Source organism: Cohnella nanjingensis, assembly GCF_014212125.1.
Taxonomy (GTDB): domain Bacteria; phylum Bacillota; class Bacilli; order Paenibacillales; family Paenibacillaceae; genus Cohnella; species Cohnella nanjingensis.
The window spans coordinates 126,353-143,396 of record NZ_JACJVP010000044.1 but is presented as its reverse complement, the minus strand read 5'-3'; the positions used below and the strand labels follow the sequence as shown (position 1 = coordinate 143,396).

General features: G+C 61.3%; 18 protein-coding genes and 1 riboswitch. Of the genes, 17 read left to right on the top strand and 1 reads right to left on the bottom strand.

Going from position 1 to position 17,044, the window contains the following annotated elements; all coding sequences use genetic code 11:
* Positions 1-56 precede the first annotated feature (56 nt).
* A complete protein-coding gene (locus tag H7C19_RS26385) occupies positions 57-533 on the bottom strand; it encodes a glutathione peroxidase (RefSeq protein WP_185672068.1) in 477 nt (158 codons plus the stop codon).
* A 155-nt stretch (positions 534-688) separates the two neighbouring features.
* Here H7C19_RS26385 and H7C19_RS26380 point away from each other — a divergent pair, with 155 nt between their 5' ends.
* The 17 genes from H7C19_RS26380 to H7C19_RS26300 all read left to right on the top strand — a co-directional run bounded on the left by H7C19_RS26380 (position 689) and on the right by H7C19_RS26300 (position 16,449).
* A complete protein-coding gene (locus tag H7C19_RS26380; protein ID WP_185672067.1) occupies positions 689-1,153 on the top strand; it encodes a MarR family winged helix-turn-helix transcriptional regulator in 465 nt (154 codons plus the stop codon).
* A gap of 30 nt (positions 1,154-1,183) precedes the next feature.
* A complete protein-coding gene (locus H7C19_RS26375) occupies positions 1,184-1,729 on the top strand; it encodes a glutathione peroxidase (protein ID WP_185672066.1) in 546 nt (181 codons plus the stop codon).
* 353 nt (positions 1,730-2,082) lie between these two features.
* Complete coding sequence (locus tag H7C19_RS26370; protein WP_185672065.1) at positions 2,083-2,316, top strand: DUF4227 family protein; 234 nt, start codon at positions 2,083-2,085, stop codon at positions 2,314-2,316.
* 81 nt (positions 2,317-2,397) lie between these two features.
* Positions 2,398-3,315 carry a site-specific tyrosine recombinase XerD gene (gene xerD, locus H7C19_RS26365; protein WP_185672064.1) on the top strand — a complete coding sequence of 306 codons (918 nt, stop codon included), beginning with the start codon at positions 2,398-2,400 and terminating at the stop codon, positions 3,313-3,315.
* A gap of 16 nt (positions 3,316-3,331) precedes the next feature.
* On the top strand, positions 3,332-4,507 hold the full coding sequence (locus H7C19_RS26360; protein ID WP_185672063.1) for a phosphopentomutase: 1,176 nt from the start codon (positions 3,332-3,334) through the stop codon (positions 4,505-4,507).
* Positions 4,508-4,526: 19 nt separating this feature from the next.
* Positions 4,527-5,351 (top strand): purine-nucleoside phosphorylase, encoded by an 825-nt coding sequence (locus H7C19_RS26355; protein WP_185672062.1) that lies wholly within the window; start codon positions 4,527-4,529, stop codon positions 5,349-5,351.
* Positions 5,352-5,501: 150 nt separating this feature from the next.
* A complete protein-coding gene (locus tag H7C19_RS26350; RefSeq protein ID WP_185672061.1) occupies positions 5,502-6,809 on the top strand; it encodes a pyrimidine-nucleoside phosphorylase in 1,308 nt (435 codons plus the stop codon).
* 203 nt (positions 6,810-7,012) lie between these two features.
* Positions 7,013-7,759, top strand: coding sequence for a hypothetical protein (locus H7C19_RS26345; protein ID WP_221469484.1), 747 nt, complete (start codon positions 7,013-7,015; stop codon positions 7,757-7,759).
* Between the two features lie 659 nt (positions 7,760-8,418).
* The gene (locus H7C19_RS26340; RefSeq protein ID WP_185672098.1) at positions 8,419-9,561 is read left to right on the top strand and encodes a D-alanyl-D-alanine carboxypeptidase family protein; all 1,143 of its coding nucleotides are present in this window, start codon (positions 8,419-8,421) and stop codon (positions 9,559-9,561) included.
* A gap of 169 nt (positions 9,562-9,730) precedes the next feature.
* Positions 9,731-10,084, top strand: a complete 354-nt coding sequence (gene spoIIAA / locus H7C19_RS26335; RefSeq protein ID WP_185672059.1) for an anti-sigma F factor antagonist — start codon at positions 9,731-9,733, stop codon at positions 10,082-10,084.
* Positions 10,081-10,527 carry an anti-sigma F factor gene (spoIIAB, locus tag H7C19_RS26330; RefSeq protein WP_185672058.1) on the top strand — a complete coding sequence of 149 codons (447 nt, stop codon included), beginning with the start codon at positions 10,081-10,083 and terminating at the stop codon, positions 10,525-10,527. The genes spoIIAA and spoIIAB overlap by 4 nt, the downstream gene beginning before the upstream one ends.
* Before the next feature lie 21 nt (positions 10,528-10,548).
* Positions 10,549-11,307: an RNA polymerase sporulation sigma factor SigF gene (gene sigF, locus H7C19_RS26325; protein WP_185672057.1), complete on the top strand. Its 759-nt coding sequence runs from the start codon at positions 10,549-10,551 to the stop codon at positions 11,305-11,307.
* 243 nt (positions 11,308-11,550) lie between these two features.
* Positions 11,551-12,189 (top strand): stage V sporulation protein AA, encoded by a 639-nt coding sequence (locus H7C19_RS26320; RefSeq protein WP_185672056.1) that lies wholly within the window; start codon positions 11,551-11,553, stop codon positions 12,187-12,189.
* On the top strand, positions 12,182-12,610 hold the full coding sequence (locus H7C19_RS26315) for a stage V sporulation protein AB (protein WP_376775442.1): 429 nt from the start codon (positions 12,182-12,184) through the stop codon (positions 12,608-12,610). Before H7C19_RS26320 ends, H7C19_RS26315 begins: the two co-directional genes overlap by 8 nt.
* Before the next feature lie 17 nt (positions 12,611-12,627).
* Positions 12,628-14,316: a spore germination protein gene (locus tag H7C19_RS26310; protein WP_246469809.1), complete on the top strand. Its 1,689-nt coding sequence runs from the start codon at positions 12,628-12,630 to the stop codon at positions 14,314-14,316.
* Between the two features lie 244 nt (positions 14,317-14,560).
* Positions 14,561-15,892 (top strand): diaminopimelate decarboxylase, encoded by a 1,332-nt coding sequence (lysA, locus tag H7C19_RS26305; protein ID WP_185672055.1) that lies wholly within the window; start codon positions 14,561-14,563, stop codon positions 15,890-15,892.
* Positions 15,893-16,014: 122 nt separating this feature from the next.
* Positions 16,015-16,449, top strand: coding sequence for a peptidylprolyl isomerase (locus H7C19_RS26300; RefSeq protein WP_185672054.1), 435 nt, complete (start codon positions 16,015-16,017; stop codon positions 16,447-16,449).
* Between the two features lie 251 nt (positions 16,450-16,700).
* Positions 16,701-16,878, top strand: a riboswitch (FMN riboswitch).
* Positions 16,879-17,044 lie beyond the last annotated feature (166 nt).

The following is a 17,044-nucleotide window of genomic DNA, read 5'->3' as shown; positions in this document are numbered from 1 at the left end:
CGTGCATCTCTATATGGCCCTTTGCAAGGACGGGCGGAGGAACGGCTTCCCGTCTATTAGAGCAAGGCGCGCACGCGGCTCTCGATCTTCTCCGGGGTCACGGTAGGCGCGAAGCGCTTGACGACCCGGCCCCGGCGGTCGATCAGGAACTTGGTGAAGTTCCACTTGATGTTCCGCGAGCCGAGGAAGCCCGGCGCTTCGCGCGTTAAATAGACGAAGAGCGGGTCCGCATCGGGTCCCTTCACGTCGATCTTCGCATGCAGGGGGAAGGAGACGCCGTGGTTCAGCTCGCAAGCTTCGGCGATCTGCGCGTCGTCGCCGGGCTCCTGGTTGGCGAATTGATTGCTAGGGAACCCTAGGACGACGAAGCCTTGGTCGCCGTAGGTCTCGTATAGGCGCTGCAGCCCCTTGAATTGCGGCGCGAAGCCGCACTTCGTCGCCGTGTTGACGACAAGCAGCACTTTGCCTTTATATTCGGACAGCTGGCGGCGTTCTCCGCGATTCGTGGTGACTTCCATCTCATAGATCGACATCCGGATCTCCTCCTCGCGTGATTGATCGCAATTTAATTGTATGCAATTCAATTGAAGGCGTCAAGCGGTTGACATCGGCGTCGGCGTCTATTAGAATTGCATTTGATTCAATTGCGTGCAATTTGATTACGGCTCGGCCGAAAGGAGGCTGATCGATGGAGAGAGACGAATCGCTCAAGCTGGAGAATCAGACCTGCTTCGCGATCTATGCCTGCGCGAAGGAGATCACGAAGCTGTACCATCCCGTGCTGAAGGAACTCGGTCTGACCTATACCCAGTACATTACGATGCTCGCGCTCTGGGAACGGGACCGCGTATCTGTGAAGGAGCTCGGCGAGCGGCTCTATCTCGATTCCGGGACGTTGACGCCGCTGCTGAAGAAGCTGGAGACGCAAGGCTTCGTCTCCCGGATCCGCGACCGCAGCGACGAGCGTCAACTGCTGATCGAGTTGACGGACGCGGGCCGGGCGCTGAAGGAACGCGCCTATGACGTGCCCGAGAAAGTGTTCTGTCAAGCGGGCATGCCCGCGAGCGAGCTTATGAAGGTTCGGGTTCAGATGACGGAGCTTATGCGCGCCATCCACCCGGTCGCGGCCGTTGCAGAAACGACGCCGGATTGAAATAAAAGCATCCCAAGGAGGAGTAAACCTATGTCCGTATATGAATATTCCGCCCGCACGATCAAGGGCGAAACCGTTGGCTTGTCCGCCTATGAAGGCAAAGCGCTCGTTATCGTGAACACCGCCAGCAAGTGCGGCTTCACGCCGCAATACGAAGGCCTCGAAGCGCTGTACCAGCAGTACCGGGATCAAGGCCTGGAAATCCTTGGCTTCCCGTGCGATCAGTTCGGCGGCCAGGAGCCGGGCAGCGAGGCCGAAGTGGAGGAATTCTGCAAGATCAACTACGGCGTTACGTTCCCTTTGTTCGAGAAGACGCTCGTCCGCGGACCGGAAGCGGCGCCGCTGTTCCAATATCTGACCGAGGAAGCGCCGTTCGAAGGCTTCGACACCGCGACGCCGGGCGGCGCAAAGATGCAGTCGTTCCTGCAGGAGAAGCTGCCCGAGTACTATGTGGGCAACGGAATCAAATGGAACTTCACCAAGTTCCTCGTCGACCGCGAAGGCCGGGTCGTCGACCGCTTCGAATCGACCGTCGATCCCGCGTCCATGGCTTCCCGGATCGAAGCGCTGCTCTAATCTTCGGCGACCGCACCGCAAGCCAACCGTCTCCGTCCGCGTGCGGAGGCGGTTGGCTTTGCTGCGTTTGCGGAGGGAGCGGGGGTGCGGGAAGCGCCGTTCCGAGGCGGCCTTAATGACGCCTAAGGTGACAAGGCGACGGAGCGACCTGCTGCCGTTAAGCTCGAATTCCCTACTTTTTGTCCGTGAGGCGCGCCGGAATGACGAGTCGTCGCTCTCCGGGAAACGCATGGACGCGCGCAGGACGAGGGGTGGTCGCCAATGCGGGCCGGGCGTCCCGGCGCGCATGGCATGAACCTTCTCGCGTTTACATACGGTTGTAATAAGGACAAGACCGGAGGAGGCGGAGCCAGGTGAACGAACCTCTCCAGAAATGGTGGGAGCGTCTGCAGTTTACGCTCCTTTTTATCGTGCTGACGGTGCTGGTGCATCATTTGTACGGATGGATGCAGACGATCATGACGCCGATCGATCCTTATAAAGTACCGGAAGGACGCGCGACCAAAGTGTTCCAGGCGGGAGACGCGGAGAGCGGCACAGTCACGCCCGGAGACCGGCTGAAGCTCTTTTATTGGCTAGGGGAATAAGCGTCTCGGGAGGAATCGGGTCTTCGCGCGTGGAATTCCTAACGGGTAGGCAAGCTAGATAAGCTGAAGGGATCTTGATTCATGAAAGAAGAGATCGCGCAATTCGCAGACCATCTCATGGAGGCCAAACGGCTCTCGCCCCATACGCTCGACGGCTACCGGCGGGATCTGGAGGATTTGGCGCGGACGCTGGCGGGCCAGGGGATCGCGCAGCCGGAGCAAGTCCGTCCGTACCATCTCAGCAGCTACGTTCAGCAGCTGCGAAGAATGAACCGGTCGCCGGCGACGATCTCCCGGCGCATCGTGTCGATCCGCGCGTGGTTCCGGTACCTCCAGGTCCACGAGGGACTGGCGATCAATCCCGCGCTGCAGCTTGAGGCCCCTAAGCTCGAGCGGACGACGCCCCGCGCGCTGACGATCGCGGGCGTCGAGCGGTTGCTCGAAGCGCCCGATACCCGAACGCCGGCGGGCGTCCGGGATCGGACGATGCTGGAAGTGCTCTACGCGACGGGCATGCGCGTGAGCGAGCTCGTCTCGCTCGACCGGACGGATGTCCGGACGCAGCTCGGGATCATCGCCTGCCGCGGAACCGGCGGCAAGGAGCGGATGATTCCGATCGGTACCCTATGCTGCGATTGGATGGTAAAATATACGGAAGAGGCGCGTCCGGCGCTGACCGCGGACAAGCCTGACACGGATGCCCTGTTCGTGAACCAACACGGCAATCGGATGACGAGGCAGGGTTTTTGGAAGCTGATCAAGAAGCATGCGGTGGCGGCGGGCGCGGACGCGGACGTGACGCCGCATACGTTGCGTCACTCGTTTGCCGTTCACCTCCTGGAAGGCGGCGCGGATCTGCGCGCGGTCCAGGAGATGATGGGCCACGCGGATCTATCCGCCACCCTGGTCTATCGGACGGCGGCCAAAAGTCGGCTGAAGGACGTCTACGAGCAAGCGCACCCGCGTTCCCGCCGGAAGGCGCCGGATGAAGATCGTTAATCGAGGAGGACCGTACATGTCGTTAGGCAAAGTAATCGCCATTGTACTGGATAGCGTAGGCATCGGGGAACTGCCCGACGCCGCGGCGTATGGAGACGCAGGCGCGCATACGCTCGGCCATATCGTATCCCGCGTGCCGGACGTATCGCTGCCGCATCTGCGCAAGCTCGGCCTGGCCAACATTGCGCCCATCGGCGGCTGGCAGCCCGAAGCGTCGCCAGGCGCTTATTACGGCAAGATGGCGGAAGTCTCCGTGGGCAAGGATACGATGACCGGGCATTGGGAGCTCATGGGCTTGAAGATCGACACGCCATTCCGCACGTTCCCGGACGGCTTCCCGGATGCGCTGCTCGCGGCGTTCGAAGCCGAGACGGGCCGCTCCGTCATCGGCAACAAGGCGGCTTCCGGGACGGAGATCCTGGACGAACTGGCCGAGGAGCAGATGCGAAGCGGCGCTTGGATCGTATACACGTCCGCCGATAGCGTGTTCCAGATTGCGGCGCACGAGGACGTCATTCCGCTTGAAGAGCTGTATCAAGCTTGCCGGATCGCGCGTCGCCTGACGCTCCAGGACGCCTTCTCCGTCGGACGCGTCATCGCGCGTCCTTACGTCGGGAAGCCGGGCGCGTTCGTCCGCACGCCGAACCGGCACGACTATGCCGTGAAGCCGCCGCAGCCGACCGTCTTGAACGCGCTGAAGCGCGCGGGGCGCGAGGTGGTGGCGGTCGGCAAGATCAACGATATTTTCAGCGGAGAGGGCATTACCAAGGCGATCCCGACGAAAAGCAATGCGGACGGGATCGCGGCGACGCTGCGGGAGATGGATCGGGACTTCGAAGGGCTCCTGTTCACGAATCTGGTCGACTTCGACTCGCTATACGGCCACCGCCGCGATCCCGAAGGGTATGCGCGAGCGCTGGAGGAATTCGACCGAGCCGTGCCCGCGCTGCTGGACAAGCTGGGGCCGGACGACCTCTTGATCGTCACGGCGGACCACGGCAACGATCCGGTACATGCAGGCACCGATCATACGCGGGAGTACGTGCCGATCCTCGTCGCCGGTCCGGGATTGCAGACGCCCGGAGATCTTGGCGTACGTTCGACTTTTGCGGACCTGGCCGCGACGATCGCGGACCGTCTCCAAGCGGCGATGCCCGCGAACGGGACATCGATGACAAACTTATTGAAATAGGACAAGGGAGAGGAATTCGATGATCTACCCATCCAAATCCGTAATCGAAGAAGCGGCCGACTATATTGCCAGCAAAAGCGAGACCCGGCCGGAGGTCGGGCTCATCCTCGGATCCGGCCTCGGGGTGCTCGGAGACGACTTGGAGAACGCCGTAACGATCCCCTATGGGGACATTCCGCATTTCCCGGTCTCGACGGTCGAAGGACATGCCGGGGAGCTCGTGCTGGGCCGTCTCCAAGGCCGCGACGTCGCGCTCATGCGGGGACGGTTCCACATGTACGAAGGCTACGAGCCGGAGCGGACCGCCTTGCCTGTTCGCGTCATGAAGGCGCTCGGTATCAGGACGCTGTTCGTCACCAATGCGGCGGGCGGCGTCAATCTCGAATACGGGCCGGGAGATCTGATGATCATCTCGGACCATATCAACCTGACGGGCCGCAACCCGCTCGCCGGGCCGAACGACAACGCGCTGGGCGTCCGGTTCCCGGACATGTCCGACGCGTATACGCGCCGCCTCCGGGGAATCGCCAAGGAGACGGCGGCCGAGCTCGGCATTCCGGTCCGCGAAGGCGTCTACGTCGGCCTGCTAGGTCCGAACTACGAGACGCCGGCCGAGATCCGGATGCTCCGGGTGTTGGGCGCGGACGCGGTCGGCATGTCGACCGTATCCGAGGTGCTGGTGGCGCGTCACGCCGGCCTTGAGGTACTCGGCATCTCGTGCATCAGCAACATGGCCGCGGGCATCCTCGACCAGCCGTTGTCCCACGAAGAAGTAATGGAGACGACGGAGCGCGTGAAGCAGCAGTTCCTGCAGCTCGTGTCGGCGCTGCTGCCGAAGCTGTAGGGCGGAGGCAAGGCGGAGCTACGGATGCTGCCGCCAATGGGTCGGGATTCCCATCTATCGGTGTGGCACTTTCGGCCGAACTCCCCAATTTGAACGATTGAACTTCATAACGATTAAAGCATAGAACGGAAAAATCGGGAGGCAGCACCTATGCGCATGGTTGATTTGATCCGCAAGAAACGTCATGGCGGCGAGCTGGAAGAACGGGAGATCCGCTTCATTATCGAAGGTCTTGTGAACGGAACCGTTCCCGATTATCAGATGGCGGCTTGGGCGATGGCGGTCTGCTTCGTCGGCATGTCCGCTCGCGAGACGGCCGCGTTGACGCTGGCGATGGCCGAGTCCGGCGATACGGTCGATCTGTCCGCGATCGCAGGTACGAAGGTCGACAAGCACAGCACCGGCGGCGTCGGCGACAAGACGACGCTTATCGTCGCGCCGCTCGTGGCGGCCTGTGGCGTTCCCGTCGCCAAGATGAGCGGGCGGGGACTCGGCCACACCGGCGGCACGGTGGACAAGCTCGAGTCGATCGCGGGGTTCCATACGGAGCTGAGCCGCGAGGACTTTTTCCGCCAGGTGAACGAGATCGGCGTGGCGGTCATCGGACAGAGCGGGAATATCGCGCCAGCGGACAAGAAGCTGTACGCGCTCCGCGACGTGACCGGGACGGTCGAATCGGTGCCGCTGATCGCGAGCTCGGTCATGAGCAAAAAGATCGCGGCGGGCGCGGACGCCATCTTGTTGGACGTCAAGTTCGGCAGCGGCGCCTTCATGAAGACGGCGGACGATGCGCGGACGCTGGCCGAGGCGATGGTCGCCATCGGCGCGCAGGTCGGGAGACGGACGGTCGCGGTGATCAGCGACATGGATCAGCCGCTCGGCCGGACCGTCGGCAACGCGCTTGAAGTGCGCGAGGCGATCGAGGTGCTGCGCGGAGAAGGGCCGGATGATCTGCGCGAGCTTTGCCTCGTGCTGGCCTCCCACATGCTCGTGCTGGGCGGACGCGCGGCGGACGCTACGGCTGCGCGGACGCAATTGGAGGAAGCGATCGCTTCCGGCGCCGCGCTGCGCAAGTTCGCCGACCTGCTCGCCGCGCAAGGCGGCGACGCCGCGGTGGCGAACGATCTGTCGCTGCTGCCGCAGGCGGAGGCTCGCGTCGCGGTGAAGGCGGCCGGCGCCGGCTATGTCGCGGGCATCGACGCGGAGCAGATCGGGCTCGCCGCGATGATCCTCGGCGCCGGCCGGGCGGAGAAGGACGACGCGATCGATCACGCCGTCGGCCTCGAGCTGGTCGCGAAGTTGGGCGACGCGGTCGAAGCGGGCGACACTTTGGCCGTCCTGCACGCCCGGGCGGACGACGACAAAGCCAAGCAAGCCGCCGCGTCGGTCGCCGCCGCCTACCGGTTCTCGCCATCGCGTCCGGACGTCCAGCCGCTTCTGCAAGGGATCGTGGGGTAGGCGACAGGGCGGACAGTAGCGGTCCAGGAGTAAGAGCTTCCACCGGAATGACCTACTCCGTTCTCGGCTGGTATTTTACATGTGCCGAAGCTTCGGCGATTGGGACCGGAATGGAATATCGCCGAATGCAGATAAACGCTGAAAATGACTTCTTCCGCCCAGTACCTAGAACCGCATATAATACAAACTAAGATCAAATGAACTTGCGCGTGAAGCACACGCCGCTAGCTCCGAATCTCGGAGCCGGCGGCGTTTTTATTTTGGCAGGGGAGGGCGACGAATTGTTCGAGAAGCGATTTGAAGCGTTCTGGAAGGAGCAGGTCCGTTTGGCCAAAGGGCAACGGCAGGAGATGCTGCAGCGGGACTTGACGGGCACGAAAAAGATGTTGGAAACGGTGCTGCTGACTGTATTCGGCTCGTTCGACGGTTTGATATTGGAGCATGAGATGGTGAGTCTGTCCGGCGTGAAGATCTACGGAGACGTTTATCATCCTAAGCTGCGAACCGTTTTCGAGGAGGAGCATTACGTCACCCATGCAGAGAAGATTACGAGAGATCGATACGCGTTCGAACGGGCGCGGGCACGCTCGGTCGCTACGCTGGGGTACGTTTACTTTCCGTACAGCAGGGACGAGCTCGATAAAAAGATGGATTTTTGCCAGCGGAACCTGTACGAGCTCATCGGTCGGGTGGGTCAACATCATGATGCGGGCCTGCTGCAGTTGCCCGTTTATGAGCGGGAGGTGTTGAGGATGGGGTTGTTTCACCAAGGTTTATTTCGGATAGCGGATGTGGCGATGTGGCTGCAACTTCGGAACGAGGCATGTCGGGGCATCCTGCGGTCATTGGAGTCGAAGGATTTAATCGAACCGCGCGGGGGAGGAGCGGCTCGGCGTCATACCTATCGCATTACAGAAAAGGCTGTTGAGCTGCTTCATCGATCCAAGTAAGGATGCTATGAAATCAGGCGTGCGAAAAAGCGGGGTTAGCCGGAAATACAAAATGCAGGAACGGATAAGGCGGAAAATCCGCTCTATTCGGCTGGCGAAGGTGCACAGGAGCGGATTAAGTCGGAAAATCCGCTCTATTCGGCTGGCGAAGGTGCACAGGAGCGGATTAAGGCGGAAAATCCGCTCTATTCGACTGGCGAAGGTGCACAGGAGCGGATTAAGGCGGAAAATCCGCTCTATTCGGCTGGCGGAGGTACACAGGAGCGGATTAAGGCGGAAAATCCGCTCTATTCGGCTGGCGGAGGTACACAGGAGCGGATTAAGGCGGAAAATCCGCTCTATTCGGCTGACGAAGGTACACAGGAGCGGATAAAGGCGGAAAATCCGCTTTGCACGGTGGGGCGAAGGTTCAGGAGTGTTAATCAAGGCTTCCACGCACAAACGCACAGAGGACAGTCTGTAAAGATGCATATTTGTCGTTACTGAATCGCTCGTTCTCCGCGGAAAGGCTTGGAATATTTTCCTGCGACGAGGGGCAGACTGTAGCAAAGATGAGACATCAGGCCTCGTACAGGCCAGCAGGAGGGAACCCGAGCTTGAACCACTTTCGAAGCCGCTTGGTCCGTAGACTGACGACGGCGATCTGCGCCACCGCTCTAATGCTGCCATCTTCGGCCGCTTGGGCGCAGGAGGTCGCCAAAGGCAAAAACGCCGGGCCGCAGACCGACCTGGCCGCGAACGCCCGCTCCGCGATTCTGATCGATGCCGATAGCGGCACGGTCATTTACGAGAAAAACAGCCACTCGGCGCTGCCGCCCGCCAGCATCACGAAGATCATGACGATGCTGCTCGTCATGGAGGCGATCGACGACGGCCGCCTGAAGCTGGACGATAAGGTGCAGACGAGCGAATACGCGGCATCGATGGGCGGTTCGCAGATCTTCCTCGAACCGGGCGAAGAGATGACGGTCCACGACATGATGAAGGGCGTTGCGATGGCTTCCGGCAATGACGCTTCGGTGGCGTTGGCGGAGAAGCTGGCCGGCAGCGAGGCGGAATTCGTCAAGCTCATGAACCAGCGCGCGGCGGAGCTCGGCATGAACGACACCAAGTTCGCCAACTGCAACGGGTTGCCGCTGGCGGGGCACGTGTCGTCCGCGCACGATATCGCCGCCATGTCCCGCGAGCTGCTGAAGCACCCGGAGATCACGAAGTATACGGGCGTTTACCAGGACTATCTGCGCAAGGACACGCCGAAGCCGTTTTGGCTCGTGAACACGAACAAGCTTGTGCGCTTCTACCAAGGCGCGGACGGCTTAAAGACCGGATTCACCAGCGAAGCGAAATTCTGCTTGTCGGCGACGGCGCGCCGCGACAATCTGCGGCTGATCGTGGTCGTCATGGGCGAGCCGAACACGAAGACGCGCAATGCCGAGGTGTCGAAGCTGTTCGACTACGCGTTCGCCCAGTTCACGAACGTCTCGATCTACAAGACGGGCGACACGATCGGTACGCTGAAGGTAGCCAAAGGCGCGACCGAGAAGCTCCCGATCACGGCCAAGCATCCGTACAGCGTGCTCGTCCGCAAAGGCGAGGCGGGCAAAAACATCCGCCACGAGCTGAAGCTGGAGGCCAAGGTGACGGCGCCGGTCAAGGCGGGTCAGCGGGTCGGCAAGCTGACGGTCTACAAAGGCAACGAGATGCTGACGGAATTCCCGATCGAGGCGCCGTCGCACGTGGACCGCGCGGGCTACTGGAAGCTGTTCAAGCGTTCGACCGGCAAGTTGTTCCTCGCTGACTGAATCGGGCGAAGCAAGGCGGTACGACGGGGTTTTCGTCGCCGCCTCTTTGCCGTATTTTGTCGCGTTGCGAAGGGTAGCTTCTAGTTTTGTCGGGGGGCAGGAATGGCTAGCGGGTTCGTAGAATTGAATGTTCTACCACAAAATGAGCTCGCACTGGAGGGGAAACGGCATGGGATTGCAAGTGGAACTGGAGCAGCACCGCAACGTGCTCGTCGTACGCTTGAAAGGAGAACTGGATCACCACACTGCGGATATCGTCCGTTTCAAGATGGAAGACGCGATTCTAAGAGGCCGCTGCGACCACGTCGTGCTCAGCCTCAAAGAGTTGCAGTTCATGGACAGTTCGGGACTCGGCGTCGTCCTTGGGCGGTACAAGCTGGTCAAGAGCCGCGGCGGCAAGATGGTCGTCTGCGACGCGCACGCAAGCGTGAAGCGACTCTTCGAATTGTCCGGCTTATACAAGATTCTCTCTTTCTATGACACGGAACGTTCGGCGCTAGCCGGTCTGGAGGTCGTATCATGAGCCGCGACAATTTCATGAAGCTGTCATTCGCAAGCCGTTCGGAGAACGAGGGGTTCGCGCGGGTCGCCGTCGCCGCCTTCGTCTCGCAACTCGATCCGACCTTGGATCAGTTAAACGATATTAAGACGGTCGTGTCGGAGGCGGTCACCAACTCCATCATTCACGGCTACGAGAATCGGGAGGACGGCATCGTCCATCTCGAGGCGGAGATCGCGGGCGATACCGTCTCGATCTCGATCCGCGACGAAGGCCGCGGCATCGAAGACCTCGACTTGGCCCGCCAGCCGCTGTTCACTTCCCGTCCGGAGCTCGAACGGTCCGGCATGGGCTTCACGATCATGGAGAACTTCATGGACGAGTTCGACGTGACGAGCGTACCGAACGAAGGCACCCGACTTCGCATGAAGAAGCGGATCGAATCGAAGAAAGCATTGTTCAACTAAACCGCGGCAGGGGTTGGGGGTATGGAAATCGAATGGAAGCGATCATCGCCGCCTGGTTATCTTGACGATGCGGAAGTCAAACGGTTGATCGCGCTTAGCCAATCGGGCGACGGCACCGCGCGCGATACGCTCGTCTCGAGCAACATCCGGTTGGTCTGGTCGGTGGTGCAGCGGTTCGCGAATCGCGGCTACGATGCCGAGGACTTGTTCCAGATCGGCTGCATCGGCTTGCTCAAGTCGGTCGACAAATTTGATCTATCGTACGAGGTCAAGTTCTCGACCTATGCGGTCCCGATGATCATCGGAGAGATTCAGAGATTCCTGCGCGACGACGGGACGCTCAAGGTCAGCCGCTCGCTGAAGGAGATGGCCAACCGCGTCCGCAAGGTGAAGGACGAGCTCTCGAAGCGGCTCGGCCGCCAGCCGACGATCAGCGAAGTGGCGGAGGAAGTCGGCGCGACGCCCGAAGAGATCGTGTTCGCGCAGGAAGCGAACAAGCCGCCGACCTCGATTCACGAGACGGTGTTCGAGAACGACGGCGATCCGATCACGCTAATGGACCAGATCGCGGACGACTCGCAGGAAAAGTGGTTCGACAAGCTCGCGCTGACCCAGGCGATCCAAGGGCTGTCGGACCGCGAGCGGCTCATCGTGTTCCTCCGGTATTTCCGGGACCAGACGCAATCGGAGGTGGCCAGCAGACTGGGCATCTCGCAAGTGCAGGTCAGCCGGCTGGAGAAAAAGATTCTGCAAAATATCAAAGACCAGATCGCGCAGTGAGCATACCGCCGCGCGCGATCGAACCGGACCGCGTTCGCGGCCGCATGCCTTTCGCTCGCCAGAGCGAAAAGGCGGCGGCAACGGCGCGGTTTTTGCTGCGTTCCGCGAGCTGCATGCGGACGAACGACGGGCTTCGTTCGCGCACGGACGCGCGGCCGATCGGACGGCGCCGACGCGAACGCGGGAGTACGGAGCGCCCATTTGTCCCATACTACAGGAAACGTTCGCCTGGAGGTGGAGCGAATGGAATCAACGGACGTCGTATACGTTCGCCTTCATCGGCGCGTCGTCGTGGCGCCGAAGTCGACGGTGCTGCTCGGCGACGTCGCCAGCCTCGTAACCGAACCGTCGGCGGCCCGGAAGCTGGCCCAGCTGCCGATATGGCGGATCCGTCCGGAGGACGGCAACCTGCTCATGTTCGATATGCTGCATGTCGTCCGCCGCATCCGGGAAGTCGCCCCGCAGATGACGATCGAGACGTTCGGCGAACCGCACGTCCTGCTGGAGGTGGCGGAGCGCCGCGAGATTCGGCCGCGTTGGGCGCTGCTCGTCGCGACGTGGCTGCTGCTCTTTTTCGGTTCGGGCATGGCGATTCTGAACTTCCACGCCGACGTCAATATGCCGGAAGTCCAGCGGAGAATCATCGAGCTGCTGACGGGACGGAACGATCGGCATCCGTGGCTGTTCGAGATCCCGTACTCGCTCGGATTGGGCCTCGGTATGCTCCTGTTCTTCAACCGGGTGTTCAGGCGACGACTGAACGACGAGCCGAATCCGCTCGAGGTGGAGATGTTCATGTACCAGGAAAACGTGAATCGGTACGTCATCACGGAAGAGTACCGCAAGAAGATCGGGCAGCCGGAGGGCGCGGGGCGTGACTGATCTCGCCGGCAGCATCCTCGTGGCGATGGCCGGTCTCGCCGGCGGGTTCTCGGTCGGCAGCGCCTTCGTCGCGCTCCTCATCGTGCTGGATCTGGTGCCTCGTCTGGTACAGCTGACTCGCGCCTACCGCAAGTCCGTCATCTTCGAGTCGGCCTTGCTCTGCGGCGTCCTCTACTGGAGCTGCGCAGACTTGTTCGGCTGGGTCATCCCGCTCCACGCGGGATGGCTGCTCATCCCCTCGCTGTTCCAAGGCATCTTCGTCGGCATGTTCGCGGCGGCGCTGACGGAGGTGCTGAACGTGATTCCCATCGTGGCGAAACGGCTGCGTCTCGATCCGTTCCTCTTTGCGCTGCTCATCGCCATGGTGCTCGGCAAAGTCGTAGGCTCGCTCGTGGATTGGCTCGTGCTCCAACCGAAATGACAGGAGGGAACGACCGCATGAATACGTCGGAACATGGCAGCATGGACATGAACGAACCGGACCCGCCTCAATCGTCGTCGCATCCGGGCGCCGATCCGAGCGGAGAATCGCCGGAGGAAGGGGAAGAGAGGCGTTCGCGCGTCGAACCGGGCGAAGAAGCGACGAAGCCGGGATCGAGAAGGCGTTCGCGAGGCAAACCGGCCGCTTCGGCGGGCGATGCGTCGAAAAAAGCAAAGGCGGAACCCAAGCCGGACGACCGCATCGCGCCGGAGATCGACGGATGGCTGGAGCAGCTTCGCGATCGCTTGGGGCTCGATACCAACTTCGACGTGCAGGTCCGCGAGATGACGTTCGGCGAACACCGAACGGGGCTGCTGTTTCTAAGCTGCCTGTCGAAGGACGCCTCCCTGACCGAGATCCTGAAGCGCCTCACGTATCTCGAACCGGGCAACATCAGCCACGACGCGCTGGAGAGCTTTTTCACGCACTATATCCCGACGGTTCAGATCCGCAAAAGCGAATCGTTCGACGAGATGATCAACGACGTGCTGATGGGGAACGCGGCGTTCTATGTCGACGGCGAGCCGCGGGTGCTGCTCTTCGACGCGAAGCAGTACCCGGGGCGCAATCCGGACGAGCCCGTGCTCGAGAAAGTCGTCCGGGGCAGCAAGGACGGCTTCACCGAGAGCATTCTCACGAACGTGGGACTCATTCGCCGCCGGCTGCGCGATCCGAATCTCCGGTTCGAGATCATGAAGGTGGGCGACCGGACGCAGACGGACGTAGCCATCGCGTACATTAACGACATCGCCGACCAGGAGCTGGTCGAGGCGGTTCGAGACAAGATCAAGGCCGTGAAGATCGACGGGATCCCGCTGGGAGACAAGCAACTGGAAGAAATGACGGTCAAGACGAATTGGAACCCGTTCCCGCTCGTCCGCTATTCGGAAAGGCCGGACGTCGTCTCCGCGCATCTGCTGAACGGCAGCGTGACCGTCCTGGTCGATACGTCCCCGAGCGTCATCCTGCTGCCAACCACTTACTTCGACCTCGTGCAGCATGCGGAGGAGAACCGCCAGAATCCGTTCATCGGCACCTATCTGCGATGGGTCCGATTCTTCGGCGTGCTGGCTTCGATTTTCCTGCTGCCGCTCTGGTACATGTATGCCGAATCGCCGCATCTGCGGCCGCACTGGCTGTGGTTCCTCGGCGCCGAGAAGACGGGCGATCTGCCGCTCATCCTCCAGTTCCTGATGGTGGAGATCGGGGTTGACCTGATGCGTCTGGCGGCGGTGCATACGCCGTCTCCGCTCGTCACGGCCATGTCGCTCGTCTCGGCGATCTTGATCGGGGACATCGCGGTCAAGACCGGGCTGTTCATCAACGAAGTCATCCTCTACATGGCGGTGGCGGCGATCGGCATGTTCGCCACGCCCAGCTACGAGCTCGGACTGGCGAACCGGATCGTGCGGCTCGCGCTGCTGCTAGCGACGTTTCTCTTCCAGATGCAAGGCTTCGTCGTGTGCGCCACGGCCATTTTCATCTCCATGGCGTTCGTGCGTTCGTACAACGCGCCATATCTGTGGCCGTTTCTGCCATTCAACGGCCCGGCGATGCTAAACGTCATTTTCCGACGTCCGCTACCGCGCAACCTGAGACGTCCGTCCCTGAACCGGACGAAGCAGAACAACAAGCAACCGGTGTAGGCGGGCTGCGCCAGAGAATGCAAATGTTTTGGCGAATCCTCCATTTCCCCCGCGGCGGATATCGGCTATACTCAGGATAATCCAAGTAAAAACGCCTATGCCGTCTTTCCAAGCGGCGACACGTTTTTACCGTAGACGATTCTGACGAACGCGCATCGCGCGAGCTTGTCCGAATCGCCTGCGTATCCCGGAACCGGGCTGCTCGCCCGCGCGCATCCGAATCATGACCAAAGGGGAATCGCATATGTATTTGCATGGAACAAGCCGCATTAACGACCAAGGACATCTCGAGATCGGAGGCTGCGACGTCACGGATCTGGCCCGCAACTTCGGCACGCCGCTCTATATCGTAGACGAGGCGCTCGTGCGCCAGCGCGCCCGAGAATACGTGGAGGCGTTCCGCGAGACGGGACTGAAGTTCCAAGTCGCTTACGCTTCGAAGGCTTTCTGCGTCATGGCCATGTGCCGCGTCGCCGAAGAGGAAGGCATGAGCCTCGACGTCGTCTCCGACGGCGAACTGTATACCGCGCTCCAAGCCGGCTTCCCGGCCGAGCGCATTCACTTCCACGGCAACAACAAGACGCCGGAAGAGATCGAGATGGCGCTCCAGGCGAACATCGGCTGCTTCGTGGTCGACAACTTCGTCGAGCTGCACCTGCTGAACGCCATCGCCGCCGAGCACGGCAAGACGGTGAACGTCCTGCTCCGCGTCACGCCGGGTGTCGAAGCGCATACGCACGACTACATCTCGACCGGCCAGCAAGACTCGAAGTTCGGCTTCGACATCAGCAACGGGACGGCTTTCCGCGCCGTCGAAGAAGCGTTGAAGCAGCCGCAACTGAAGCTGCTCGGCGTGCACTCCCATATCGGCTCCCAGATCTTCGAAGTCGAAGGCTTCCGCATGGCCGTCGAGAAGGTCGCCGCGTTCTCCATCGAGATCCGCGCCAAGCTGGATAAGACGTTCTCCGTCATCAACCTGGGCGGCGGCTTCGGCATCCGCTACGTCGAGGGCGACTCGCCGCTGCCTGTCGGCACTTATGTCAAAGCGATCACCGAAGCGATCATCGCTTCGTTCACGTCCGCCGATTACCCGCTGCCCGAGATCTGGGTCGAGCCGGGCCGCAGCATCGTCGGCGACGCCGGCACGACGCTGTATACGATCGGGACGAGCAAGGATATCCCGGGCGTGCGCAAGTACATCGCCGTCGACGGCGGCATGACCGACAACCCGCGTCCGGCGCTGTACGAGTCCAAGTACGAAGCCGTGCTCGCGAACCGCGCGAACGACGCCGCCAAGGAGATCGTCTCCGTCGCCGGCAAATGCTGCGAGAGCGGCGACATGCTCATCTGGGATCTGAATCTGCCGCCGGTAGAGACGGGCGATCTGCTGGCCGTCTTCTGCACGGGCGCCTACAACTACGCGATGGCGAGCAACTACAACCGCATCCGCCGTCCGGCCGTCGTCTTCGTCAAGGACGGCCAGGCCGACCTGGTCGTGGCGCGCGAATCGTTCGAGAATATCGTCGGCAACGATGTCATTCCGGAGCGCCTCCGCAAGCAAGCCGTCGCCAAGTAATCGGCGTACACTAAGGCAGCCTTCGGGGCAGCCGTCCGGCTGGACAAGCAGCCGGGCGGCTTTTCCATTTGCGCGAAAATGTAGTATGATAAGACGAGTTCTAATGAAGGAGGGTTTATCTCATGTCCAAACAAGCGACAATCAAACTCGCGGACGGCAAAGAAGTCGTCATCGAGCTCTTCGACAAAGACGCTCCGAATACGGTGGCGAACTTCGAGAAGCTGGCGAATTCCGGCTTCTACGACAACTTGACCTTCCACCGCGTCGTTCCGGGCTTCGTCGCCCAAGGCGGCTGCCCGAACGGCAACGGCACCGGCGGACCGGGTTACGAGATCGACTGCGAGATCAACCCGAACAAGCACGAGCGCGGCGCCCTCGCGATGGCGCACCGGGGACCGAACACGGGCGGCAGCCAGTTCTACATCGTCTACGCGCCTCAGCCGCACCTGGACGGCGTTCATACCGTCTTCGGCAAAGTCGTGTCCGGGATGGAGCACGTCGACGCGTTCCGCGGCGGCGACAAGTTCGACAAGATCGAAGTCACCGAACAAGCCTAATCGAATACGGGAGGCGCAATGCCTTCGTCGGAACCTCGGATCCCGCTATGCGCGCGGGCTCCGAGGTTTTTTGGTCATCCAACTTTTATCTAGTTCGCGTGGAATCGGCGACCAAGCCGGAGAGGACTAGCGATAGCTAATCCGACCGCGCAAGTCTGAATTTGCTTGCAATTTGCAAAGCGTGGTGGTAAACTTTCACTCAACGATTCAGGTAGGCGTCAGCGTCTAGCTTGAAGCGTAACGAATCAGCAGCTTACCTTCGGGGCGGGGCGCAATTCCCCACCGGCGGTGATCGGCGTTCCGCCAACGGGCGGCATAGCCGTCAGTCCGTGACCCGTCGTCGCACTTCCGGTCAGCCGGTGGCGCGAGGCGGTGGACCCGGTGCAAATCCGGGACCGACAGTAACAGTCTGGATGGGAGAAGGAAGCGCAGCGCGGCTCTAGCCGCGTCTTTCGTGCAGCAAGGAGAGGGAACGTCGCGCGTGCGCGGCGATAGGCGAGCCTGTTTGTTCTTTTTTTCACAACAACAACCAAGCCGTCGACCGCCGTGTCGTCTTCTTTGCGTTCGCCTTGTGCGCGTCAGACGTGCGCTACAG

Bases quoted from the DNA above. Each gene is read 5' to 3' on its own strand.
- H7C19_RS26385 (WP_185672068.1), bottom strand. From the start codon at position 533: ATGTCGATCTATGAGATGGAAGTCACCACGAATCGCGGAGAACGCCGC.
- H7C19_RS26380 (WP_185672067.1), top strand. From the start codon at position 689: ATGGAGAGAGACGAATCGCTCAAGCTGGAGAATCAGACCTGCTTCGCG.
- H7C19_RS26375 (WP_185672066.1), top strand. From the start codon at position 1,184: ATGTCCGTATATGAATATTCCGCCCGCACGATCAAGGGCGAAACCGTT.
- xerD (WP_185672064.1), top strand. From the start codon at position 2,398: ATGAAAGAAGAGATCGCGCAATTCGCAGACCATCTCATGGAGGCCAAA.
- H7C19_RS26360 (WP_185672063.1), top strand. From the start codon at position 3,332: ATGTCGTTAGGCAAAGTAATCGCCATTGTACTGGATAGCGTAGGCATC.
- H7C19_RS26355 (WP_185672062.1), top strand. From the start codon at position 4,527: ATGATCTACCCATCCAAATCCGTAATCGAAGAAGCGGCCGACTATATT.
- H7C19_RS26350 (WP_185672061.1), top strand. From the start codon at position 5,502: ATGCGCATGGTTGATTTGATCCGCAAGAAACGTCATGGCGGCGAGCTG.
- H7C19_RS26340 (WP_185672098.1), top strand. From the start codon at position 8,419: ATGCTGCCATCTTCGGCCGCTTGGGCGCAGGAGGTCGCCAAAGGCAAA.
- spoIIAA (WP_185672059.1), top strand. From the start codon at position 9,731: ATGGGATTGCAAGTGGAACTGGAGCAGCACCGCAACGTGCTCGTCGTA.
- spoIIAB (WP_185672058.1), top strand. From the start codon at position 10,081: ATGAGCCGCGACAATTTCATGAAGCTGTCATTCGCAAGCCGTTCGGAG.
- sigF (WP_185672057.1), top strand. From the start codon at position 10,549: ATGGAAATCGAATGGAAGCGATCATCGCCGCCTGGTTATCTTGACGAT.
- H7C19_RS26320 (WP_185672056.1), top strand. From the start codon at position 11,551: ATGGAATCAACGGACGTCGTATACGTTCGCCTTCATCGGCGCGTCGTC.
- H7C19_RS26310 (WP_246469809.1), top strand. From the start codon at position 12,628: ATGAATACGTCGGAACATGGCAGCATGGACATGAACGAACCGGACCCG.
- lysA (WP_185672055.1), top strand. From the start codon at position 14,561: ATGTATTTGCATGGAACAAGCCGCATTAACGACCAAGGACATCTCGAG.
- H7C19_RS26300 (WP_185672054.1), top strand. From the start codon at position 16,015: ATGTCCAAACAAGCGACAATCAAACTCGCGGACGGCAAAGAAGTCGTC.